The sequence below is a fragment of the Maricaulis salignorans genome (assembly GCF_900103475.1).
GTDB classification, from domain to species: Bacteria; Pseudomonadota; Alphaproteobacteria; order Caulobacterales; family Maricaulaceae; genus Maricaulis; species Maricaulis salignorans.
The window spans coordinates 46,135-70,281 of record NZ_FNHG01000009.1 but is presented as its reverse complement, the minus strand read 5'-3'; the positions used below and the strand labels follow the sequence as shown (position 1 = coordinate 70,281).

20 protein-coding genes are annotated in these 24,147 nt (G+C 63.5%); 16 read left to right on the top strand and 4 right to left on the bottom strand.

All coding sequences use genetic code 11. The features are described from left to right. Positions 1-3 precede the first annotated feature (3 nt). The 14 genes from murD (at position 4) to ligA (ending at position 17,252) form a co-directional block, all read left to right on the top strand. Positions 4-1,428, top strand: coding sequence for a UDP-N-acetylmuramoyl-L-alanine--D-glutamate ligase (gene murD / locus BLT42_RS08695; RefSeq protein WP_091769796.1), 1,425 nt, complete (start codon positions 4-6; stop codon positions 1,426-1,428). Next, entirely contained in the window at positions 1,425-2,552 is a 1,128-nt protein-coding gene (ftsW, locus tag BLT42_RS08690) for a putative lipid II flippase FtsW (protein WP_091769890.1), read from the top strand. The genes murD and ftsW overlap by 4 nt, the downstream gene beginning before the upstream one ends. After that, complete coding sequence (gene murG, locus BLT42_RS08685) at positions 2,549-3,655, top strand: undecaprenyldiphospho-muramoylpentapeptide beta-N-acetylglucosaminyltransferase (RefSeq protein WP_091769795.1); 1,107 nt, start codon at positions 2,549-2,551, stop codon at positions 3,653-3,655. The genes ftsW and murG overlap by 4 nt, the downstream gene beginning before the upstream one ends. Continuing rightward, on the top strand, positions 3,652-5,058 hold the full coding sequence (gene murC / locus BLT42_RS08680; protein ID WP_091769793.1) for a UDP-N-acetylmuramate--L-alanine ligase: 1,407 nt from the start codon (positions 3,652-3,654) through the stop codon (positions 5,056-5,058). Before murG ends, murC begins: the two co-directional genes overlap by 4 nt. Next, positions 5,016-5,987 carry a UDP-N-acetylmuramate dehydrogenase gene (gene murB, locus BLT42_RS08675; RefSeq protein ID WP_176780304.1) on the top strand — a complete coding sequence of 324 codons (972 nt, stop codon included), beginning with the start codon at positions 5,016-5,018 and terminating at the stop codon, positions 5,985-5,987. The genes murC and murB overlap by 43 nt, the downstream gene beginning before the upstream one ends. Further along, positions 5,984-6,898 (top strand): D-alanine--D-alanine ligase, encoded by a 915-nt coding sequence (locus BLT42_RS08670; RefSeq protein ID WP_091769789.1) that lies wholly within the window; start codon positions 5,984-5,986, stop codon positions 6,896-6,898. The genes murB and BLT42_RS08670 overlap by 4 nt, the downstream gene beginning before the upstream one ends. A gap of 119 nt (positions 6,899-7,017) precedes the next feature. Next, entirely contained in the window at positions 7,018-7,794 is a 777-nt protein-coding gene (locus BLT42_RS08665) for a cell division protein FtsQ/DivIB (protein WP_143024093.1), read from the top strand. Next, positions 7,791-9,116: a cell division protein FtsA gene (gene ftsA / locus BLT42_RS08660; protein WP_091769785.1), complete on the top strand. Its 1,326-nt coding sequence runs from the start codon at positions 7,791-7,793 to the stop codon at positions 9,114-9,116. Before BLT42_RS08665 ends, ftsA begins: the two co-directional genes overlap by 4 nt. A gap of 102 nt (positions 9,117-9,218) precedes the next feature. Then, complete coding sequence (locus BLT42_RS08655) at positions 9,219-9,617, top strand: hypothetical protein (RefSeq protein WP_091769783.1); 399 nt, start codon at positions 9,219-9,221, stop codon at positions 9,615-9,617. A gap of 147 nt (positions 9,618-9,764) precedes the next feature. Continuing rightward, complete coding sequence (gene ftsZ, locus BLT42_RS08650) at positions 9,765-11,342, top strand: cell division protein FtsZ (RefSeq protein WP_091769781.1); 1,578 nt, start codon at positions 9,765-9,767, stop codon at positions 11,340-11,342. A gap of 142 nt (positions 11,343-11,484) precedes the next feature. Continuing rightward, entirely contained in the window at positions 11,485-12,366 is an 882-nt protein-coding gene (gene lpxC / locus BLT42_RS08645; RefSeq protein WP_233342403.1) for a UDP-3-O-acyl-N-acetylglucosamine deacetylase, read from the top strand. Positions 12,367-12,476: 110 nt separating this feature from the next. Next, positions 12,477-13,307, top strand: coding sequence for an outer membrane protein assembly factor BamD (locus BLT42_RS08640; RefSeq protein WP_091769888.1), 831 nt, complete (start codon positions 12,477-12,479; stop codon positions 13,305-13,307). 27 nt (positions 13,308-13,334) lie between these two features. After that, positions 13,335-15,032, top strand: a complete 1,698-nt coding sequence (gene recN, locus BLT42_RS08635) for a DNA repair protein RecN (RefSeq protein ID WP_091769777.1) — start codon at positions 13,335-13,337, stop codon at positions 15,030-15,032. Between the two features lie 111 nt (positions 15,033-15,143). Beyond that, on the top strand, positions 15,144-17,252 hold the full coding sequence (gene ligA, locus BLT42_RS08630) for an NAD-dependent DNA ligase LigA (RefSeq protein ID WP_091769775.1): 2,109 nt from the start codon (positions 15,144-15,146) through the stop codon (positions 17,250-17,252). Between the two features lie 43 nt (positions 17,253-17,295). Here the strand turns inward: ligA and BLT42_RS08625 are convergent, their stop codons facing one another. After that, on the bottom strand, positions 17,296-18,597 hold the full coding sequence (locus tag BLT42_RS08625; RefSeq protein ID WP_233342402.1) for a serine hydrolase domain-containing protein: 1,302 nt from the start codon (positions 18,595-18,597) through the stop codon (positions 17,296-17,298). Positions 18,598-18,943: 346 nt separating this feature from the next. Here BLT42_RS08625 and BLT42_RS08620 point away from each other — a divergent pair, with 346 nt between their 5' ends. Continuing rightward, positions 18,944-20,413: a LytTR family DNA-binding domain-containing protein gene (locus tag BLT42_RS08620; RefSeq protein ID WP_091769773.1), complete on the top strand. Its 1,470-nt coding sequence runs from the start codon at positions 18,944-18,946 to the stop codon at positions 20,411-20,413. A 76-nt stretch (positions 20,414-20,489) separates the two neighbouring features. Here BLT42_RS08620 and BLT42_RS08615 read toward each other — a convergent pair whose 3' ends face one another. Then, on the bottom strand, positions 20,490-21,017 hold the full coding sequence (locus tag BLT42_RS08615; protein ID WP_091769772.1) for a hypothetical protein: 528 nt from the start codon (positions 21,015-21,017) through the stop codon (positions 20,490-20,492). After that, a complete protein-coding gene (locus tag BLT42_RS08610) occupies positions 21,017-22,855 on the bottom strand; it encodes an aminopeptidase P family protein (RefSeq protein WP_091769770.1) in 1,839 nt (612 codons plus the stop codon). Before BLT42_RS08610 ends, BLT42_RS08615 begins: the two co-directional genes overlap by 1 nt. A gap of 166 nt (positions 22,856-23,021) precedes the next feature. On the opposite strand from BLT42_RS08610, the gene BLT42_RS15135 reads away from it, so the two are divergent. Next, positions 23,022-23,180 carry a hypothetical protein gene (locus BLT42_RS15135; RefSeq protein WP_176780303.1) on the top strand — a complete coding sequence of 53 codons (159 nt, stop codon included), beginning with the start codon at positions 23,022-23,024 and terminating at the stop codon, positions 23,178-23,180. 31 nt (positions 23,181-23,211) lie between these two features. Here the strand turns inward: BLT42_RS15135 and BLT42_RS08605 are convergent, their stop codons facing one another. Next, positions 23,212-24,072 (bottom strand): 50S ribosomal protein L11 methyltransferase, encoded by an 861-nt coding sequence (locus BLT42_RS08605; RefSeq protein WP_091769768.1) that lies wholly within the window; start codon positions 24,070-24,072, stop codon positions 23,212-23,214. Between the last annotated feature and the right edge of the window lie 75 nt (positions 24,073-24,147).

Below are 24,147 nucleotides of genomic sequence, written 5' to 3'. Positions count from 1 at the left end.
GCGATGATACCGGTCCATGCCTTCAAGGGGCGCCGCGTCGCCGTTTTTGGACTGGGACGTACCGGTCTGGCGACGGTCCGCGCCTTGCTGGCAGGCGGGGCCGAGGTCTCGGCCTGGGATGATTCCGACGCCTCGCGGGCCGCTGCCGAGGCCGAGGGCCTTGTGCTCGACGATCTCAACCGGCGTGACTGGGGCGATATCGCCGCGCTGGTGTTGTCGCCGGGTGTGCCGCTGACCCACCCCAAGCCGCATCGTATGGTCGAACTGGCGCATGCCGTCGGGGCGCCGGTGATCGGCGATATCGAACTTTTCGCGCTGGAAGTCCTGGCGATGCCGGCCAAGCGGCGCCCGAAAATCATCGGCATTACCGGTACGAACGGCAAATCCACCACCACGGCCCTGATCGGCCATATCCTGCGCGAGGCGGGCCGTAATGTGACCGTGGCGGGCAATATCGGCGATGCCGTTCTGGCCCAGGAACCGCCGCGTCCGGGCTCCTATTTCGTGCTGGAGCTCTCCTCCTACCAGATTGATCTGACCCGGAGCCTGGAATGCGATGTCGCCATCCTGCTCAACATGACGCCGGATCACATCGACCGCCATGGCGATTTCGCCGGCTATTTTAGCGCCAAGCAACGCCTGTTCGCGATGCAGGGGGAGGCGGGCATTGCGGTGATCGGCGTCGATGATGATCCGACCCGCGATTATTATTCGCGCCTGCGGATGAAACGCCCCGATGCGCAGGTCCTGCCGATTTCGGCCGGGCGCGTGGTGTCGCGCGGTGTCTATGCGCTGGGTGACCAGGTCTATGAGGCGCTCGATATCGCGCCGCGCCCCGTGCTGCAGCTCAGCCGCGCCCGGGCGCTGCCGGGCCGGCACAACGCCCAGAATATTGCCGCGGCCCTGGCCGCCGTGCGTGTGCTCGGCATCGGCTCGCGCGTCGCTGCCGAGGCCATTGAGAGCTTTGGTGGCCTGGCGCATCGCCAGGAAGAGGTCGGCCAGCTGGGCGGTGTGCGCTTCATCAATGACAGCAAGGCGACCAATGCCGAGGCCGCCATGCAGGCGCTGGCCTGTTATGACCCGATCTACTGGATCGCCGGCGGCCGCCCGAAATCGGGTGGGCTGGCAGCCCTGGCGCATCTCTATCCGCGCATCGCCAAGGCCTATCTGATCGGCGAGGCCGAGGCCCGCTTTGCCAAGGATCTCGACGGAAAGCTGGCCTATGAGCGTTGCGGTGATCTGGCGACCGCGACGGCGGCGGCCTGTCGCGATGCGATCGCCGATGGCCGGCCCGGCGCTGTGGTGCTGCTGTCGCCGGCGGCCGCATCCTTCGACCAGTTCGCCCATTTCGAAGCGCGCGGCGATGCCTTCCGCGCGCTGGTCGCGGCGCTTGAATGGCCGGCATCTCCCGCGGGGCCAGACCAATGATCCAGACGCTGCCCCGGGCCGTCGCTTCCTGGTGGCGCGGCATTGATCGCACCCTGCTTTTCGTCATCCTGGCCCTGATCACGACCGGGATTGTGCTGTCGATGGCGTCAAGCCCGGCTGCCGCGGCCCGGCTTGGTCTCGATGACCCCTTCCATTTTCTCTACCGGCAGGGCGTGTTCGCTGTGCTGGGCATTATCGGCATGCTGGCCATTTCCAGCCTCAGCCCGAAAGGTGCGCGCCGGCTGGCAGCGCTGGTTCTGGTCGGGTCGTTCGTGCTGATGGTCGCGATCCTGTTCATCGGCCATGAGGTCAAGGGCGCGACCCGCTGGCTGCGCCTTGGCTCCTTCTCGCTGCAGCCTTCGGAATTTCTCAAACCGGCCCTGCTGGTCACCGTCGCCTGGCTGTTTGCCGAAGAGAAACGCGGCGCACCGATCCCGGGACGGCTGATTGCCTTCATCCTGTTTGTTGCCGCGATCGGCCTGCTGATGGTGCAGCCGGACTTCGGCCAGTCGGTGCTGCTGACCCTGTGCTTTGGCGGTGTCTTCTTCGCGTCCGGCTTGTCCTGGCTGTGGGTTTCCGTTCTCGGTGGGCTGGCGGTGACCGGCTCGGGCCTGGCCTATATGACGCTGCCGCACGTGGCGGCGCGGGTGCAGAGCTTCATCAATCCGGAAGGCAATGAAACCTATCAGATCGATCGCGCGATCGAGGCGATCTCGCGCGGCGGCCTGACCGGGGTGGGGCCGGGCGAGGGCGAGGTGAAACACCTCCTGCCGGACGCCAATACCGACTTCATCTTTTCCGTCGCGACCGAGGAATTCGGGCTTCTGGCCTCGCTCTCCATTATCGGCCTGTTCGCCATTCTGGTGACCCGCGCCTGGAACCAGGCGATGCGGCTGAATGATCATTTTGCACAGCTGGCAGTGGCCGGTCTGGCGCTGCAATTCGGGCTGCAGGCGCTGATCAACATCTCTGTGAACTTGAACCTGATCCCGCCGAAGGGCATGACATTGCCATTCGTTTCCAATGGAGGGTCGTCCATGCTCGCCCTGACGTTTGCGGCTGGCCTGATGCTGGCATTCACGCGCCGCCGTCCCGGTGCCTATTCGATGCAGTACGGCGGATGACGCCGCGTCGCTGCCTGATTGCTGCCGGTGGAACCGGCGGGCATATGTTTCCCGCTCGCGCTGCCGCCGAGGCGCTGATTGCGCGCGGCTGGCAGATCCGCCTGGTCACCGATGCGCGTGGTCTCAAGCACACGGCCGGTTTTCCCGCCGTGGCGATTGACGAGATCCATGCCGCCAGCCCGTCGACGAAGAACCCGATCAAACTGGCCCGGGCCGGCGTCGAGCTCGCCAAGGGGCTGAGCGAGACGCGCGCGATCATCAAGCGCTGGAAACCCGATGTCGTCGCCGGCTTTGGCGGCTATCCGGCCTTTCCGGCCCTGGCTGCCGCGCAGACCATGGGCATTGCCTATGCCATCCACGAACAGAATGCCGTACTCGGCCGGGTCAATCGTGTCTTCGCGAGCCGGGCCGGTTTTATTGCCTCGGGTTTCGAGCGGCTTGACAAGCTGTCCGTCACGGGCCGCAAACACCATTTGCTGACCGGCAATCCGCTACGTCAGCCGATCCTGGATGCGCGCGCCGCCGGCTATCCACCGCTGACAGCGGATGGCTGGATCAATCTGCTCATCCTCGGTGGCAGTCTGGGCGCGCGGCTCTTGTCGGAAACCATTCCAGTCGCCGTCGCCCAACTCCCGGAATCGCTTCGTTCTCGCCTTGATATCGTCCAACAAACCCGCGAAGAATCTCTGGTGATGGCGCGTGAAACCTACCAGTCGGCCGGCGTGAATGCCCGCTGCGAGCCTTTCTTCGAGGATGTGGGTGCGCTCTATGCCGCCGCGCACCTGGTGATCGGGCGCGCCGGTGCCTCGACCGTGTCCGAAGTGGCGGGCGTCGGGCGTCCGGCGATCTTCTGCCCGCTGGCCATCGCCGCCGATGATCATCAAAGCGCCAATGTCGAGGGGCTGGTCGCCGCTCTCGCCGCTGATGTCATTCCGGAAGCCGATTTCACGGCCGAGCGTCTGGCCGGCCTTTTGCAAACCCGTTTATCCAATCCAGCCGATCTGGCCGAGCGCGCCGCCGCGGCGCGTTCGCTGGGTCGCCCCGATGCTGCCGAGGCCCTGGCCAAGGCGGTCGACGGTCTGGTTCGAGGAGCACTCACATGAAGTTTGCCGCTTTGCCTTTCCCGGTCGGCCCGGTCCATTTCGTCGGCATAGGCGGCATTGGCATGAGCGGTATCGCCGAGGTGATGCTCAATCTGGGCTATGCGGTGCAGGGCTCCGACATCAAGGCCAATCCCAATGTCGAGCGTCTGCGCACGCTAGGCGCCAAGGTGGCGATTGGTCATGCGGGCGAGAATGTCACCGGTGCCGGCGCCATCGTCGTCTCCTCGGCGATCCGGCCGAATAATCCCGAACTCCTCGCTGCCCGCGCGGCCAAGATCCCGGTCGTGCGCCGCGCTGAAATGCTGGCCGAGCTGATGCGGCTGAAATTCGCCGTCGCCGTTGGCGGCACGCATGGCAAGACGACGACGACCTCGCTGGTCTCGGTGCTGATGGATGCGGCCGGTGTCGATCCAACCGTGATCAATGGCGGCATCATCTCCGCCTATGGTTCCAACGCCAAGGTCGGCCTGGGCGACTGGATGGCGGTCGAGGCGGATGAGTCCGATGGCTCATTCCTGAAGCTGCGCGGCACGGTCGCCATTGTCACCAATATCGATCCGGAACATCTCGAGCATTACGGCGATTTCGACACGCTGCGCGAAGCCTTCTTCCAGTTCGTCGAGAACCTGCCCTTTTACGGTTTCGCCGTGCTGTGCACCGATCATCCCGAGGTCCAGAGCCTGGCCAGCCGCATCCAGGATCGCCGCGTGATCACCTATGGCTTCAACCCCCAGGCCGATGTGCGGATTGAAAATCTGCGCTCCGATGCCAGGGGTGGTGTTTTCGACGTCTGCTTCCGCATTCGCGGCCAGGAGCCGGAGCGCTGGAGCGATGTCTTCCTGCCGATGATGGGCGAGCATAATGTGCTCAACACGCTGGCCGCCCTGGCGACCGCGCGCGAGCTGGGTCTCACCGAAGCGGCCGGCAAGAAGGCGCTGGCCGAGTTTGGCGGCGTCAAGCGGCGCTTCACCAAGACCGGAGAGTGGAAGGGCGCCAGCATTATCGATGATTACGGCCATCATCCCGTCGAGATCACCGCTGTGCTGAAGGCAGCCCGACAGGCGTCCACCGGCAAGGTTATCGCCGTGATGCAGCCGCACCGCTTCAGCCGCCTGCACGATTTGTTCGACGATTTCTCGACCTGTTTCAATGATGCCGACAGCGTGCTCGTCGCCGATGTCTATACTGCCGGCGAAGACCCGATCGAGGGCATTGATCGCGATCATCTCGTTGAGAGCCTGCGCGCCCACGGCCATCGTGACGCCAATCCGGTCGAGCGCTCCAGCGTCGCCGCCGAAGTCGCCAGCCGTGCGGCCGCCGGCGATGTCGTGGTCTGTCTCGGCGCCGGCGATATCACGCAATGGGCCTATGCCCTGCCGGGAGAGCTGGAGGCGCTGGGTTGAGCCTGGTCAATCGCCTTCCTCTCGTCCGCGGAAAATATATCGAGGCTGCACCGCTTGCCGATGTGACCTGGCTGCGTGTGGGTGGTCCGGCCGAGGTGCTTTACCTGCCAGCCGACGAAACCGATCTGGCGCGCTTTCTCGGCGAAACGCCGGACGACATTCCCGTACATGTGCTCGGCGCCGGCTCCAATACGCTGGTGCGCGATGGCGGTGTCCCCGGCGTGGTAATCCGGCTGACGGGGGCTTTCGCCAGGACCGAAGCGCTTGGCGAGAACCGGCTGCGCGCCGGGGCCGGGGCGCTCGACAAAATGGTCGCCAAGGCTGCCGCGAAAGCGGGCATTGCCGGCATGGAATATCTCGTCGGCGTGCCGGGCACGATCGGCGGCGCGCTGCGGATGAATGCCGGCTGTTATGAGCAGGAAACCCGTGATGTGGTGGTCGAAGTGGTGGCGCTGGATCGTGCCGGACGGCGTATCATCGCCAAGCCGGACGAGCTCGCCTATGGCTATCGCCATAGCGGTGCTCCCGCGGACTGGATCTTTGTCGAGGCGGTGCTGCAGGGCACGGCCGATGAACCATCGGCCATTACCGAGCGCATGGACGCGATCACCGCGCGGCGCGAGACGACCCAGCCGATCCGCGAGAAGACCTCCGGCTCGACCTTTGCCAATCCCGATGCACCCGGCACGCCGAATGCGCGCAAGACCTGGCAATTGATCGACCAGGCCGGCGGCCGCGGCCTGCGCGTCGGCGGCGCGCATTTTTCCGAGCAGCACTGCAATTTCCTGATCAATGACGGCACGGCGACGGCGGCCGATCTGGAGGATCTCGGGGAAGAAGTTCGCGCGCGCGTGAAACACAAGTCCGGCGTTGATTTACGCTGGGAAGTCAAACGCATCGGGGTGCGGGGCAAAGGGGAATCCAAATGACCAAACGTATTGCTGTCCTGCTCGGCGGGCTCTCGCCGGAGCGTGATGTCTCGCTGGTCTCTGGCCGGGCCTGCGCCAAGGCTTTGCGCGAGAAGGGCTATGACGTTGTCGAGGTCGATGCCAGCCGCGATCTGGCACAGCAGCTCAAGGACGCCAATCCCGATATCGTCTTCAACGCCCTGCATGGCGAATGGGGCGAGGACGGCATGGTGCAGGGCGTGCTGGAGCATTTCGGCAAGCCCTACACCCATTCCGGCGTGCTTGCCTCGGCACTGGCGATGGACAAGCAAAAAGCCAAGGCCGTGCTGCGCGCCTCGGGCATTCCCTGTCCGGAAGGCCTGATCGTCAGTCGTTTCGAGGCTGCCAAGGCCCACGCGATGAAGCCGCCCTATGTCGCCAAACCCAACGCACAAGGCTCATCGGTCGGGGTGCATATCGTGCTGGAAGGCGCCAACCGGCCGCCGGCCGAGCTCGGCTCGAACGCCTGGGCGCTGGGCGAGGAGGTGTTGATCGAACGCTATATCCCCGGACGCGAACTGACCGTCGCGGTCATGGAGGATCGGGCGCTTGCCGTGACCGAGATTATCCCCAACACGACGTTCTATGATTATGAGGCGAAATACGCCGCGGGCGGTTCGACTCATATTTTACCCGCTGATGTTCCTGAGGAGATTGCGGAACTTGCACGCGAATTGGCCTTGCAGGCACACGCGGTGCTGGGTTGCCGTGGCTTGACACGCACCGATTTCCGCTACGACGAATCAGCAAATCCACCGCTATGGTTACTCGAAATTAACACCCAACCGGGCATGACTCCTACCTCATTGGCGCCAGAACAGGCGCTCTTCTGCGGGATCGCGTTTAATGATCTCGTTGAGTGGATGGCGGAGAATGCGTCGTGTCGAAGGTAGCACGTGGCGGGTCGCGAAAAGCACCCCGTCGCAAGTCTAACCACCGGTCCGCCGCGGTGTCTGCACCGCGGCGTTTGCGTAACTGGGCGGAAGCCCAATTTAGAAGTGCGCGTTACCGAGTGGCAAATGCAGCCCGTATGGGCGCGATGGCGGCTGCCGCACTCTTGCTGGCGACGGTCGCCGGCCTGGCTCTGTTCGGGCAGCTCGATGACGTGTTGCGTCTGGGCGGCGAGAAGATCACGGTCCGCCTGGCCGATATGGGCTTTGCGGTCCGCTCGGTCGATGTCACCGGTGCCGGCGACGAAATTGCCCACTCCATCGTGCTCGCGACCGAAGTCTATGACGGCCAGTCGCTTTTCTCTGTCGACCCCGGCGCTGTGCGTGCGCGGGTCGAAGCGCTGCCCATGGTGCGTTCGGCGACGGTCGCGCGATTGTGGCCGGACCGGATTTCCATCGTGGTTGAAACCCGCGAGGCCTTCGCCCTGTGGCAGGTTGAGGGTGTGCTCAATATTATCGACCGCGACGGTGTCGTTCTGGCCGAAGCGGATGTCATGAACCCGCCCGCCTTGCCGCTGGTGGTTGCCGATGGCGCCAATGACAGCGTCGTCGAGATTGTCGAGGCACTCGCCCGCCACCCCGCCATACGTGCCCATGTCGTCGGCGCGGTTCGCGTCGGTGAACGACGCTGGAATCTGCGCCTTGATACCGGCGCCGATGTGAAATTGCCGGCCGGCGATGTGCAGGCGTCGATTGCCATCCTGGCGCGCTTGCAGGCCGAGCGCGGCGTCTTGCGGCTGGCGGCCGAGAGTTTCGACCTGCGCGGGCAGGGTGATTTGATTGTCAGAGCGCTGCCCGACCGGGCAGCCGCGGCGGGCATGCGGGAGCATGAAGCATGAGTGTGTTCGAGTTTTTACGTCCCCAGACGGCCCGCAATGGTTCAAATGGAAAGACCCCCGGTGTGTGCGCAGCGCTCGATGTTGGCTCGTCCAAGATCGCCTGTTTCATCGCCAAGACCGACCAGACGATCGCCGGGCCACGTCCGCGCGTGGTCGGTGTCGGGCATCAGTCGAGCCGCGGTGTCCGCGCCGGCGCCATCGTCGATATGGATGAGGCCGCCGAAGCTATTCGTGCCGCGGTCGAGCAGGCCGAGCGCATGGCCGGGCAGGCGGTCAATTCAGTCACGCTGACCCTGTCGGCCGGTCAGCCGACCAGTACGCGTATCGGTGCCGAAATCGATCTGCCACAGCGCGAAGTGACCGAGCGCGATCTGCGCCGTCTGCTCGACGGGGCCCTGTCCGAATTCGCCGTCGCTGACCGCGTCGTGCTGCACGCCATTCCGCTCGCCTGGTCGGTCGATGATCATCGCGGCATCCGCGACCCGCGCGGCATGTTCGGGCGCACGCTGGGCGTCGAGGTGCATGTCATTACGGCCGCGATCGGGCCATTGCGCAATCTGATGACCTGTGTCGAACGCTGCCATTTCGACCTCAAGGGCGTCGTTGCGACACCCTATGCCTCTGGTCTTTCAGCCCTGGGTGATGATGAAGTTCAACTCGGCGCTACCCTGATCGATATGGGGGCGGGTGCCACCACGGCCGCCGTTTTCGCGGAAGGCGCCCTGCTGCACATCGACACCGTGCCTGTCGGCGGTTCGCATGTGACCTCCGATGTCGCGCGCGGCCTGTCGACGCCGCTGGCTGCCGCCGAGCGCCTGAAGACGCTGTACGGCTCCGCGCTCGACAGTCCGGACGATGACCAGCAAATGATTGAAGTGCCATCCGTGACCGGTGACCGGATTTACGGATCGGCGCCGCGCTCCCTGCTCAATTCCATTATCCGGCCCCGGCTGGAAGAGACATTCGAACTGATCCGCGACCGGCTTGATGCTGCCGGCGTCAGCAAGACCTCCGGTCGCCGGCTGGTCCTGACGGGCGGGGCGTCACAGCTTCCCGGGACCGGTGAACTGGCCGCACGCGTGTTTGGCAAACAGGTCCGCATTGCAGAACCAAGCGGCATTACCGGTCTGGGTGATGCGGTGTCCGGTCCGGCCTTCAGCGCGGTTGCCGGCGTCGTCCGCCGCGAGACCCGCGGTGCGGCGGAAGCCATTGCCGGACCGCCACGGCTTGGCGTGATGTCAGGCGCGAGGATCCGGCGTGACCCGACCCGTGAAACCGAGCGCGGGGGTGCCGTCTGGCGCTGGTTCGCCGAGAGCTTCTGACCCGCTGCACAGGGCTGCCCAGCTCATAATCAATGAGCCTGGCGGTAAGACTATCCGGCATCAGACGCGTTATACCGCCTGTGAAACACACAGGTCGCGTTCATGTCATTCAGTCGCATTATTCCACACCGCGCAGCGGGCTATATCGAGGTCGTCTTCGACGGCCACGAGGACTGGCTGTCGGCGGTCGACACGATCGAGTTGATCGTCGCTGCCGTCGAGCAGCTTGACGTGCAGCGTGTGCTGCTCGATTTCAGGCTGGTCGATATGCGCATTGCCGTCTCCGAAGCGCCCCACGTGGCGGAATTCTTTCACAAATTTGCCTACCAGAAGATGAGTATCGGCATAATCCAGGCTGGTGATCTGCGTGCCTGTGCGACGATCAATGCCTTCGCCAACAACATGCTCGCCCAGGGTCATGAAGTCGTGTGCCTTGAGGCTGCGGCTGATGTGGTGGCCTGGATAGGCACGCCTGCAACCGGGCTCCGCCGCGCCAGTTGAGTCCGGCCAGACGGCCGGCATTTCTCACACGACCAGCAGCACCCGCTTGAAAAATTCCACGACGTTTAACGCTCGCTTAAGCGTCGCAGGCGGAAACTTCATGGTGAATCGATTATTACCCGAACCCATTCGGCCACGAGGTCTCGCATGACGTTGAATCTTTCCCTTCCCGAAACGACTGAATTGCGCCCTCGCATTGTGGTGTTTGGTGTCGGTGGTGCTGGCGGCAATGCCGTCAACAACATGATCGAGTCCAAGCTCGAAGGGGTCGACTTCGTTGTCGCCAATACCGATGCCCAGGCCCTGACCCGTTCACAGGCGGAAAAGCGCATCCAGATGGGGGCGGCGATCACCGAAGGGCTCGGCGCAGGCGCCCGTCCGGAAGTGGGCGAGCAATCGGCCGAGGATTCGATCGACGAAATTCGCGAGCACCTCGGTGGTGCACACATGGTCTTCATCACTGCCGGCATGGGTGGCGGTACCGGGACTGGCGCAGCGCCTGTCGTGGCGCGCGCGGCTCGGGAAATGGGTATCCTGACCGTGGGTGTGATCACCAAGCCGTTCCATTTCGAGGGCACGCGCCGCATGAAACTGGCGGAGGCCGGCATCGGCCAGCTGCAGGATCATGTCGATACGCTGATCGTGATCCCCAACCAGAATCTGTTCCGGATCGCGACCGAGAAAACCACGTTCTCCGAAGCCTTCTCCATGGCTGACCAGGTCCTGCATTCCGGCGTTCGCGGCATTACCGATCTGATGGTGATGCCCGGCCTGATCAATCTCGATTTTGCCGATGTCCGCTCTGTTATGAACGAGATGGGCAAGGCGATGATGGGAACCGGAGAAGCCTCCGGCGAGAAGCGCGCGATCGAAGCCGCCCAGGCCGCCATTTCCAACCCGCTGCTCGACGATGTCTCGATGCGCGGCGCGACCGGCGTGCTGATCAATATCACCGGCGGCTATGACATGACGCTGTATGAAGTCGACGAAGCGGCCAATGAGATCCGCTCCGAAGTCGATCCTGAGGCCAATATCATTGTCGGCTCGACCTTTGACGAGACGATGGAAGGCTCCATGCGCGTCTCCGTGGTCGCTACCGGTATCGATGCTGAAGTTGCCGTCGTCGACCCCCGCTCGCGTCTGCGCGGTACAGCGGCCCCGGAACGCGCACCCAATGATGCCATCCTGCCGTGGAAGCGGACCAATTCTGACCGTCCCGGCCGTGTCGCCGCTGAACAGAGGGCCGAAACCGGCGAGCGTCACGAGACGCCCCGTGAGGCCCAGGCCGAAGCCCTGCCGATGGCCGTTGGTGCCGAAGAGTTGAGCGATGCCGTCGCCCAGGCGCCTGAAGACAATTCACGCGATCCCTATGTCGCCGAAGCCGACGACTCCCATCATGTCAGCGCCCAGACACCGCAGGTTCGCGTTGATCAGGCGCGCCTGGCCGAAGAGGCCGCGACGCTGAATGCCCGTTACGAGCAACGCCGTGCCGGCGAAGCGCCAGGCCATTCCGCCCAACCGGCTGCAGACGAGCCGAAGCGTGGCGGGTTCTCCCTGTTCGGACGCCGTCGCAAGCCGGCCGAGCCTGCGCCGAAGGCGGCGCCGACCACACGCAACACCCCTGTGCAATCAACCACTCGCATGGCGAGCGGCGATTTGTTCGGTGAGAGCGTGGACGAAGGCGATCTCGAAATCCCGGCCTTCCTGCGTCGTCAGGCGAACTAGTCGGGCGGGCGCGTAACAAATCGCAACAAAGCTTTAGTTGAATGATGACCCGGCATGTCGTTCTGTGCAGGCGAGGGGCGACGCAAGTCGCTGATTATTGACCCAGAACAGACGGCGTTGTGTTGTGATTTACCGGCAAACATTGGCGGCACCTGTAGTGTGCGCAGGCATTGGTCTCCACACCGGCGAGCGTGTCCGCCTGGTCCTGAAACCGGCCTCTACCGGCGCCGGTATCAGCTTTGTACGTTCCGACATCACCGATCGTGACAACCGGATCGCGGCGCTGGCCGATAATGTCACCACAGTCCGCCTGGGCACAACCATCGCCAATGAGGCAGGGGCCTCGGTTGCGACGGTTGAGCATTTGATGGCAGCCCTGGCCGGGCTCGGTGTCGATGACGCCGTTGTCGAGATCGATGGTCCCGAATTGCCGGTGATGGATGGCTCCTCGGCGCCTTTCGTCGATCTGGTCAATCGCGTCGGTCTGAAACAACTCGCCGCGCCGCGCCGGGCGATCCAGGTTCTCAAGCCGGTCGTCGTCGAATCGGAAGGCCGCCGGGCCAGTTTTCTGCCGGCCCTGAGCTCGATGATCGAAGTCGAAATCAATTTTGAGCACAGCGCGGTCGGCAATCAGACCTGCGTGTTCGAAGTCACTCCGGAAATCTTCTCCGCCGATATTGCCGCAGCCCGTACCTTCGGTTTCCGCAAGGATCTCGATGCGCTGCTGGCCGCCGGTCTGGCGCGGGGCGGGTCGATGGAAAATGCTGTCGTGCTCGATGATGACGGTGTCGCAAACCCTGAAGGGCTGCGCTTCGACGATGAGTTTGCACGGCACAAGGCGCTTGATGCGCTGGGCGATCTCTACCTGGCCGGTGCGCCGATTATCGGCCGCTACCACGCCCAGCGTCCCGGTCATGCGATCAATAATCTGGCACTGCGTGCATTGCTGGCCGACAAGTCCGCCTGGAAAATGGTTACAGTGCGTGACGCTTGCCAGCACGACGTGGCGATGGCCAACTCCTGATATTGCGGCGGTTGACCTGACGCGGCACTTTTGTCGCGGCGCATGATCCGCTACAAGCTTTTCTGGACCGGCGGTCATTCGACCGCCCTAGCTGCTGAGCCGTGTTCAATATGACCTTCTTGCCGCGTTTGTTGCCGACACTTTTCCTGTCCGTTCTTGTCGCGGCCTGCGCAAATGGACCGGATACTTCGGTAGCTTATGTCGAGCGGCCGGCTGAGCTGATCTATGCCGACGCCTTTGCGACGATGGAGCGTGGCCAGTATCAGCTTGCCGCCGCCCAGTTCGACGAAGTCGAGCGTCAGCATCCCTATTCCGAGTGGGCCCGGCGCTCGATGCTGATGGCGGCCTTCGCCAATTACCAGGCCAACAAATATGACGAGGCCGTCTCCGACGCCCGCCGCTTCATCTCGCTACATCCCGGCAATCGCAGCGCGCCCTATGCCTATTATCTCATCGCGATCAGCTATTTCGAGCAGATCGTCGATGTGGGCCGCGACCAGCAGATCACGCAACAGGCGCTCGATGCGCTGCAGCAGGTGGTCCGCCGCTATCCCGAAAGCCGTTACGCGACGGATGCGCGCCTGAAAATCGACATGACGCGCGATCACCTCGCCGGCAAGGAAATGGATATCGGCCGCTGGTATCTGCGCCGCAATTATCATCTCGCTGCGGTCAATCGCTTCCAGAATGTCGTGCGCGACTACGGCACAACATCACATGTTCCCGAGGCGCTGCACCGCCTGGTCGAGGCTTATGTGGCCCTTGGCCTCGATAGCGAGGCGACCCAGGTCGCGTCGGTTCTGGGGTATAACTTCCCGGGCAGCGACTGGTATCAAAACAGCTATAACCTGCTGACGCGCGAAGGCATTGCGATCGAAGATGCTGTCAATCAGCGTGATCCATCCTTCATTGAACGCGCCATGCAGCGCATCTTCGGCTAGGTCGGGCAGGAGGTGCGATCGCCCTGAATGCTGCAATCGCTCTCGATCCGGAATGTTGTGCTCATCGACAGCCTCGATGCCGGCTTTGACCGGGGTCTGTGTGCGCTGACGGGCGAAACCGGTGCCGGTAAGTCCATTCTTCTGGGCGCCCTCGGCCTGGCCGCAGGCGAACGCGCCGAGCGTGGCCTGGTTCGCGCCGGCACGGATGAAGCCTCGGCCACCGCTGAATTTGATCTCGCCCCGGGGCATGCCGCCTGGGCTGTGCTCGAAGAGGCCGGCCTGGTGGTCGAGCCTGGTGAAGCCTTGATCCTGCGCCGCCGCCTCGCCGAGGATGGCCGCAGCCGCGCCCATATCAATGACCAGCCCGCCAGTATTGGCCTGCTGCGCTCCCTCGGCGATGTCCTCGTTGAAGTGCACGGCCAGCATGATGGCCGCGGTCTGCTCGACCCGAAAACCCATCGCGGTCAACTCGATATCTATGCCGGCAATGCACAGCTGCGCGACGCCTGTCGCAAGGCCTGGGCGACAGTGTCGACCGCACGCAACAGCCTCGATGAACTGGTGCGGGCACATTCCGCCTCGACCGAGGAGCAGGATTTCCTGCGCCATGCGCTCGCCGAGATCGACAAGATGCAGCCGCGTCCCGGCGAGGAAGAAGCGCTGGCCGAGGAGCGCCAGTTTCTGATGGCGGCCGAGCGGGCGCTCGGCGATCTGCAGGAAGCCCAGGACGCGCTGGCCGGAGATGGTGGCGGGCTTGAGGGCCGGCTCAACACCGCTGTGCGCGGCCTGGAACGCGTGCGTGACCAGATCGGCAGCGCGGGCGGTGATGCCGGTTCGGCCCTCGACCGGGCGTCGGCGGCGATCGAGCGGGCGCTGATCGAGTTTTCCGAAGCCGGCGATGCGCTCTCCGACGCGGCGCGTGCCTTCGAGGTTGAGCCGGGCCGGCTGGAAAGCGTCGAGGAGCGATTATTCGCCCTGCGCGCCCTGGCCCGCAAGCATGAAGTCGCGATTGAGGAATTGCCCGCCCTGCAGACCCGTTTCGCCGAACAGCTCGATGCGATCGAGAATGCCGGTGAGCGTATCGCCGAGGCCGAAAAGAGCGTGCAGGCGGCCGAGGCTCTCTATCGCGATGCCGCCGGTGCCCTGACACGCTCACGCGATGGCGCGGCGCAAAAGCTTGCTGCGGCTGTGGCGTCCGAATTGCCGCCGTTGAAAATGGACAAGGCCCAGTTTCGCGTCGCTTTGGTCACCGACGCCGAGCATGGCGGGCCGGAAGGTTGCGACAGCGTCCGCTTCGAGGTCTCGACCAATCCGGGTGCGCCCTTCGGGGCCCTCGACAAGATCGCCTCTGGCGGTGAGCTGTCGCGCTTTGGCCTGGCGCTGAAAGTGGCGCTCGCCGGCGATGATGATGGCCGTGTCCTGGTGTTCGACGAGGTTGATCAGGGTGTCGGCGGCGCCGTCGCCGATGCAGTCGGCCGGCGGCTGAAACGCCTGGCAAAAACCGGCCAGACCCTCGTGGTCACCCACAGTCCGCAAGTTGCTGCCCTGGCTGATCATCACTGGAAGATCGTCAAGGAAGATGATGGCAAGAACGGTGTCCGCACCGTCCTGATCCAGCTCGATGGCGATGCCCGCCGCGAGGAGATCGCCCGCATGCTCTCCGGTGCCGAAGTCACCGATGCGGCCCGGGCCCAGGCGGACCAGCTGATGGCGGTCGAGGCCTGAGGGGCTGACTGCAAAGCGGTGTGAGCGCGCGCTCGACCTCGCGGACAAACGCTCCACAATGCGCCCGGAACCGGCTAGATTCGGCCCGATAGCCCAGCACGCGAGCAAATCATGAGCGCTTTGAAAGATGTCGGCATGTTGAGCGAGGCCGAGGCGCGCGCCGAGCATGCGCGGCTGGCCCGCGAAATCAGCCGCCATGACAAGGCCTATTACCAAAATGATGCGCCCAAGGTCTCCGACGCGGTCTATGACGCCCTGCGCCAGCGGCTCGAGGCCATCGAGGCGCGCTTTCCGCAACTGGTTGATCTGTTCAGCCCGACTCAGCGCGTTGGTGCGGCACCCTCGGGCAAGTTTGGCGAGATCACCCATGCGGTGCCGATGCTCTCGCTGGGCAATGCCTTCAATGATGAAGATGTCGCCGATTTCGTCGGCCGCGTGCGCCGTTTTCTCGGCCTCACCGAAGTCGAGCCGGTCGCCATCACCGCCGAGCCCAAGATTGACGGGCTCTCAGCCAGCCTGCGCTATGTAAAGGGCGAGCTGGTCTCCGCCGCGACGCGCGGCGATGGCACGACCGGCGAGGACGTCACCGCCAATATCCGTACCCTCAAGGACATCCCGCAGAGCCTGTCCGGGTCTGATTGGCCCGAAATCGTCGAGGTGCGCGGCGAGGTCTATATGAGCCATGCTGATTTCGCGGCGCTCAACGAGCGCCAGGAAGCGGCCGGCAAGCCCGCCTACAAAAATCCGCGCAATGCGGCTGCCGGTTCCCTGCGTCAGATCGATCCGATGATGACGGCGCAGCGGCCGCTCAAATTCTTCGCCTATGCCTGGGGCGAGCTCAGTGAGCCCCTGGCATCGACCCAGATGGAGGCCGTGCAACGCTTCAGGGGCTTGGGCTTCACCATCAATGAGCTGATGCAGCGCTGTGACAGCGTTGAGGCGATGATCGCCGTCTATCGCGATATCGAGGCCAAACGCGCCAGCCTGGGCTATGATATCGACGGCGTCGTCTACAAGGTCGACCGGCTCGACTGGCAGGCCCGCCTCGGCCAGGTCGCGCGCGCACCGCGCTGGGCCATCGCCCATAAATTCCCCGCCGAACAGGCGACCACGGTGCTTGAGGGTATCGATATCCAGGTTGGCCGCACCGGCTCGCTCACCCCGGTGGCACGGCTGAAACCGGTCACGGTTGGCGGTGTCGTCGTCTCCAATGCGACCCTGCACAATGAGGACGAGATCGCGCGCAAGGATGTCCGCATCGGCGATACCGTCGTGATCCAGCGCGCCGGTGACGTCATCCCCCAGATCGTGCGCGCCGTTGATGCCGATCGGCCCGAGCGCGGTGAGCCCTTCGATTTCCCGCATGAATGCCCGGTCTGCGGCAGCCAGGCCGTGCGCGAGCATGACGAGAAGACCGGCAAGCTTGATGTCGTGCGTCGTTGTACCGGCGGGCTGATCTGCGGCGCCCAGATCAAGGAGCGTCTGCGCCACTTCGTCAGCCGCAAGGCCTTCGATATCGAGGGGCTGGGCGCCAGGCAGATCGAGGCCTTCCACGAAGAGGGCCTGATCACCGAGCCGTCGCATATCTTCACGCTCAGGGCGCGCAATGCGGCCGGCGAGATTGTCCCGCCGATCCAGGAGCGCGAAGGCTGGGGCGAGACCAGCGCCAATAATCTCTTCGCGGCTATAGAGAGCCGCCGCAAGATCGCCCTGTCCCGTCTCCTGAATGCGCTTGGCATCCGGCATGTCGGTGAGAATACCTCGACCCTGCTAGCACGGACCTATGGCAGCTGGGATGCTTTCAGCGCTGCTGCGCAGAACCTGTCCGACGAGACCGTCCGCGCGGAAATGCTCGGTATTGATGGCATCGGGGAAACCGTCGTCGAGGCGCTCGACCAGTACTTCTCCGAGCCGCATAATCGCCATCTGCTCGCCCGCCTGGTCGCGCAGCTCACCATTGAGGATGCCGCGGCCGTCGCCAGTGACAGCCCCGTGGCCGGCAAGACCGTGGTCTTCACCGGCGCGCTCGAACGCATGACCCGCGACGAAGCGAAAGCCAAGGCACAATCGCTCGGCGCCAAGGTGGCGGGAAGCGTCTCGGCCAAGACGGATCTGGTGGTCGCCGGTCCCGGTGCCGGCTCCAAGGCGAAGAAGGCGGCGGAGCTGGGCTTGGAGATGATCAGCGAAGACGAGTGGTTCACCCTGATCGGGGAGGGGTGAGCGATCCTGTCCTTTACCCCCGCCGCTTCGCGCCAGCCCGGCGTTACGCCGCAGCAGCGCGGCGGCGTCGCCGTCGGCGGCGCCACGCCAGGCTTGCGGCAAAGATGATCGTGATGAGGACTATAACGAGGGCACCGGCCAGGATCGTCAGAATCATGTTTTCAGCGATACCCGTGAAGCTCAGGACATCGAGCTCGTGGCTTTGCCAAAACACCCACTCTCCGGCGATCCGGGTGGCGAGAGAACGGTTTCCGCTTTCCAGCACGACAATACCGTCGCCACTTGCCGGATCGTAACGAACGGCGGAATTGATCGCGGGGTCATTGCTGCCGTCATGTCCGGCGATGAAATCCCCCTGGCCGTTTGGTGCGTAGAGAATGGTGCCGAGACCCCAGATTTCGAGTCCGAATTGCGAGGCTTCCGGTTGGCGCATCAGGGCAAGGGTCTGGGGTTGCAGAATGTGGGGCCGGGCCATGCCGCCGGCCGTGTTTGCCAAATTTGACTGGAGGAAACGCACCATATCGGCGGTCGAGCTGTTGAGTGCGGTCGGGGCCAGCCCGGCGAAGCGGTAGCGGATCGCCTCCGTACCATCGACATCGTAGAGGGCCGCCCGATTGCCGTTATCGCTGACCTCATCGATATAGGTCGAGTTCTCCATGCCCAGGGGCTGGAAGACTGTGCGCTGCATATAGGTTTCGAACGGCTCGCCAGTAACGTCCTCGATCAGTAATTGCAGCAGGGAATAGCCACCGCCGGAATATTCGAACTGTGTGCCGGGCTCGAGACCGACGCGGACCCGGCCATCAGCGCCAGGAGAGGCGTCAGAAGCATGTGTCAGCGACTCGGTCAGCGGCTGAATGTCCTGCCCCGGCGCAAACCCGCCATAACCCAGACCGTCAGTCAAACCAGCGGTATGGCTGAGCAGGCGGCGCACTGTGACGCCGTCATTGTCGAACTCGCCTTGGGGCAATTGCCAGCTGTGCAGATAGGATGAGATTGGTGTGTCCAGATCAATGGTCCCGTCCTCGACCAGCGCCATGATGCCGACCGCCGAAATCCATTTGCTCAAGGATGCCACCTGAAAACTGGTGTCGCGGTCAATCGGCGCGCCAACGGAGACATAATATTCTCCGGCGATTTCACCATTTTCCAGCATAGCAAATCCAAGATTGCCATGATGGTCGGTGTCGATCATTTCGGTGGCGGCCTGCAGAAAGCCGCTCACATCGCCCGGCTCGGCGAGGGCGGTGCGGGTCCAGCCATTCACGGTCCCGGTGAAAATGAGTGCAGCCCAGGCCGCAATTGCGGCGAGGGCGGACACAACAAGCAAAAGATAGCTACGCATAGGCACAGTTCCTGTAGAGCCCCGAGCACAGGTGGGATCGGGTCGGTGGATGTTCGTTCTCGCGGTGGTGGTGCGATGTGTGGACGCCACGCCACACAGAGCAAGTGATGCCATTCATGGTCACAAAACCTCGTCCAGATGCCATTGCCCATGCGACCAGGCAAGCACCCGGTCGACGCGCCGCCTTCAGATCTCTGACGCCAACATCGGGCTTCCTGTGACATGACGCGGGAAGGCACCTATCGTTGCAGGCAGCATGGGTTTCACTCCTGATTCTGGCTGGTTGGTGCGCCGCTAATGCCCCTGCCGCCTTGCCAGCGATAGCAAAAAATGACGAACTGCTCGCATGGATGATGAACAACTCATTGCGAAAAAGCTCTTTGAGAGACTCGTTGAGGTTTGCATCGTTCTGCTGGTTGCGATCGGGATTCTCGCCCTGACCGGACAGTCCGTCACCCCGCGCGTCATCGACTCCGCCGAGACAGTTGAGTTCCGCGCGACGGCTCCGCTGGATTCAGATTCTGCTTGGGGAGAGGCCGAAACCCTCGATTTTGCCGATCTGCCAGATCCGCAAACAGATGCCTGGCTGCGGTGGTCGCCGGCCCGAGAGCTCCCGCGTGATCGTCCATTGGCGATCCAGATGGGCGGCCCATTTTCGGCCGATGTCTATTTCAACGGCGTGCTGATCGGTTCGAAAGGTGTCCCGGGATACGCGCCGCACGACGAGCAGGCCGGGCAAATTGACGGCCTGTTTGCGATTCCGTCCGGCTTGATTGGCGATGAGGGCAATCGGGTCATGCTGCACTATTCGAGTCATCACGCGGGGTACCAGCCCGCGATACTCTTCCAGACGCTCTCCATTTTGCCGTATCGCGACGATGCGCGGCGCCCTCTGCGATACTATGGACCCATCATCCTTGTGGCGGGCGCCTTGGCCGGCCTGACCTTGTTGGCGGCTCATCTCTCCCGCGCCCGAAAATACCCGCCGGGCCAATGGTTGATCATAGCATTGACGGGGTTGTTGATCGCGGGTGGCGCAGAAATATCCCGCGCGCTCATCAACTATCCCTATGACTGGCATCAGCCACGACAGGCCATCCAGCTCACAGGTTTCTTTGTCTTTGGCGCCAGCCTGTTGCGCTATGGGCTTTTGCGATGGTCGGCTCCACCGCGATGGCTGCGCCTTGTTTTCTGGGGCGCCGTCCTGTTGGCCGCCACAGGGGTGTTGGCGTCCAGCGGGTACGATGCACGCTCCGCCATAGCCATTGGCCTTTTGGCCGGAGCAGCCGGGCTCTGGTCAGTCTGGACAGGTTTTCGCACGGACCAGTCAGCGGTCTTGCTCGCAATCCCGCTTGTGGCCATCGCGGTCTACAGCCAGGTAGCGCCAGGGGATTTGCTCGACCGGGGCGCCTATTTGCTGGCGACCATCCTGTTTGGTCACGCTCTTCTGCGACATGATTTTGTGCTTGTCCCTCTGCCGGTGGAGGTCGCAAAGCCCAAAACCCTCGCCGTGACGGAAACCGGGCGGACGCGCTTTTTGCCGATCGAGGCGATCCTGTTTTTGAAAGCCGCGGGCAATTATACCGAAATTCACTCTCTCAATAATGCCGTGACCCTGGACGGGCGTGGCCTCAGCCAGGTTTTGAACCATTTGCCCGAAACCTTTCAGCGTGTGCACCGATCCTGGGCGGTCAATCTGGATGTTGTGGACGCGCTCCACACCTATGAGGGCAGCCGTTATGAGCTTAGCCTGACCGTTGGCAGGCAAATTCCGGTCGGACGGAAACATGTCCAGACCTTACGGGCACTGCTGTAGCAGTGCTGTTCGACGGTGAGGGCGGAAATCGAAGCTCATGCTTCGCAGACCCCAACACCCCTTTGACGCAGCAGGCTCAATCCGCCTCGACCAGCCGGTAAACGCCGTCAATGCGTGGCTCACCCACGGCCTCGAGATAGCTCAGCATGATCCCGCTGAGCCGGTCCCAGTCATTGACGCGGCAATAGCCCGCTTCGCCCTCGGTCTGGGTGACGTCGTAATCATCGAGGACGGACTGCGCCAGCTCCGCGCAGGACGGTTGGTGATAGGTGATGATGCCGTTGGGATAGACCCAGGCCAGTCCATAGACCCAGTTGTCGTCATCGGGCTTCATCGCCACATATATCCCGCGCGAGAGTTCGCGCAGGCGGACATTTTCGTGCGGGAAATCCACCACTTCCGAATAATAGCTGACGCCGCGCCGGCGAATCTCACCGCGCCACATCGGCTGGTCGAACGGGGTGCCGTCGGTCAGATAGGGCGTGTGGGTGTAAAACCCGTCAGCGATCGGAAACTCGGCCGCGCGGCGGGTGATCAGCGGCCGTTCCGAATAGAAACAGCCGCTCAGGATCAGTGCCGCAAGGACGATACCAAAGCGCGCCACTAGGGGGTGGCGCCTGCGAGCGGCTCGGTCGCGCTGTACAGCCAGGCTGCGACCTCGCCATCGACCAGCGGAGCGATGCGTTGGCGCACTTCGGCGTGGTAGGCGTCAAGCCATTCAAGCTCGGCCGGGGTCAGTGAGGGGACATCGATCAGCTCGCGATGGATCGGCGCCATGGTCAGGCTTTCAAAGCCGAGCATCGGCCGGTCGCCGCCATCGATCAGTTCGGCCTCGGTGACGACCTGAAGGTTCTCGATCCGGATGCCATAGCCGCCTTCCTTGTAATAGCCCGGCTCATTGGACAGGATCATGCCCGGCTCCAGCGCGACGGCATTGGGCGATTTGGCGATGCGTTGCGGGCCTTCATGCACGCCAAGGAAGGCGCCGACGCCGTGGCCGGTGCCGTGATCATAATCGAAGCCGGCTTCCCACAGGGGCAGGCGGGCCAGGATGTCGAGCTGGGTGCCGGTCGTGCCCTTGGGAAAGCGCACGCGCGACAGGGCGATATGGCCCTTGAGGACGCGGGTGAACTGGGTGCGCATTTCCGCCGTCGGCTGGCCGATCGGCACGGTGCGGGTGATGTCTGTGGTGCCATCGGGATATTGGCCGCCACTATCAACCAGATAGAGCGAACCGGGCACGAGTTTCAGATTGCTCGCCTCGGAGACGCGGTAATGCGCGAAGGCGCCATTGGCCTGGGCACCGGAGATGGTGTCGAAGGACAGATCTCTGAGTTCGGGCAAGGTCTTGCGGATCGATTCCAGCTTGCGTGCGGCGATGATTTCATCGACTTCGCCGGTCTGGGCGATTGTGTCGAGCCAGTGCAGGAATTTGACGATGGCGCCGCCATCTCGGATATGCGCCTGGCGTGAGCCTTCGATCTCGGCGGCGTTCTTGACCGCCTTCGGGCGCATCACCGGATCTTCCAGTTTCTGCACGCGTGCACCGCCGGCACCGAGGCGTTCGAGCACCCAGGCCGAGGCCGTGGCCGGATCGACGCGGACGGTCTTGCCCTCGAGCTCGGACAGGCCGGCCTCGAATTCGCTTTCCGGACGCAGGGCGATCTGGTTTCCCAGATGGCTGCGGGTTTCGTCGGTGATCTTTTCCGGAGCGACGAAAAGGGTGGCGGTGCCGTCCTTGTTGATGATCGCGGAGGAGAGCGGCAGGGGCGAGCGCGAGACATCGCCGCCACGGATATTGAACAGCCAGGCGATCGAGGGCGGCGCCGTGATGACGGCGGCATCCGCGCCGCCGCGCTCGACGGCAATGCCGATGCGCTGGCGTTTGGAGCTATGGTCTTCGCCCGCAAATTCAATCGGTTGAGGGTTGATCTGCGCCATTGGCGCCGCCGGACGGTCGGTCCAGGCCAGATCGATCGGATTGGTCTCGACCGCGACCAGTTCGACCTTGGCCCGCATCGCGGCGGTCTGGAGCAAGTCGAGGGCGGCCGGGCTGTGCAGACGGGCATCATAGCCGATCTTCTCGCCGGGCTTGCCGTATTCCTCGATCCAGCCATACATGCCCTGATTGACCAGGTCGCAATAATCGAAGATTTCCGGCGCGGCCTGGTGCTTGACCTGGGCGGTATAGCGTCCGTCGACGAAAATCGCGGCGCGGTCGCTCATCACAATGGCGGCGCCAGCGGAACCGGAGAAGCCGGCGATCCACAGCAAACGCTCATTACAATCAGGCAGATACTCATTATCATACTCATCCTCATGCGGGACGAGAAAGCCATCGAGGCCGAGCTTTTCCAGCTCTGCGCGCAGCTTGGGGACATTGTCGCGGCCAAAGTGAAAGCCGCCTTTTACGTCGAAAGTCTGGGAGATCATTTGGGTCATGGCGGGAAGTTATGCCCCTGCGGGCCGGGTTTCAATGCCTGTCGGCTCCTGCATGCATTTGCGCAGGCCGGACCTGCAGCAAAGGGCCTCCACACCCGGAGCAAAGCATTGCAAAGGCAGGGCGAACCCCGATTGCGGCCACACCGCACAGACGAAAGATTTCGACATGTACTCGATGGATGAATTCCTGCACCTCAATGGCTCGGACAGTTTCACCCGGACCCTGGATCGCTCGCGCGAACGCGCCGGCGTGCGGCTGCGCGGCGGTGGTCATGACGTCAACAGCTTCCTGTCGGCCTGTGGTCTGAAAGCCAGGCGCAAATAGCCTGTCGGCCTGCTGCCAATATGGCGCAAGCCTACCGCTTGCTTGCTACCAGACACTCCCAGCCCTCAAGCGGCGGCTGGCGGTGGACGTCGAGCCCGGCCGATTCATAGGCGGCGCGCACCCAGGCTTCCTGTTCGGTCAACAGACCGGACAGGATGACCCGTCCGCCCGGCGCCAGGGCGTTGGCAATGCCCGGCGCGAGATCGACCAGCGGGCCGGCGAGAATATTGGCGAAGATCAGCTCGAATTCGCGGCCCGCCAGCTTGCCATGATCGAGCCCTTCGGCGACGAAGCAATCAATTCCCGGCGTACCATTCTTGGTGCAATTCTCGGCGCTCTCCTCGACCGCTTCCGGATCGATGTCCGAGGCCATCACTTCGGCGTCGGGCAGGACCTTGGCGGCGGCGATCGCCAGCGCGGCCGTGCCGCAGCCCAGATCAAACACGGTGTTCGGCTCAAAGCCGGCATTGAGCATGTCGTCAAAGGCGATCAGGCAGCCGCGCGTGGTGCCGTGATGACCGGTGCCGAAAGCCGGTCCGGCCTCGATCTCGATCCCGATCTGCCCGGCCGTGATGGCGTCGCGATCATGCGCGCCGTACAGGACGAACCGCCCGGCATCGACCGGCTTCAACCCTTCCAGCGAGATCCGCACCCAGTCCTCATCGGGCATCGCCTCGACGCTGATCGCGATATCACCGGTCAGGCCTGAAGCCTCCCGGAAGGCCGCCTCATCGGGGCGTGCTTCAAACAGGACATCCATCCGCGCTGCCGCGCCGTCCTCGAACAACAGCCAGGACAGGGCAATCGGTGGATAGACCTCGTCCAGCCGCTCGACGGCATCGGCCAGCGGTTTGAAATCGGCAAAAGCGGTGAGGCGCCAGATCGTGCTCATGCGGTTATTCCCTGATGGTTCAGGGGTGGTTTGGACGTTTGTTGAGCGCCTTTCAACTGACTTGTCATCTAGCCC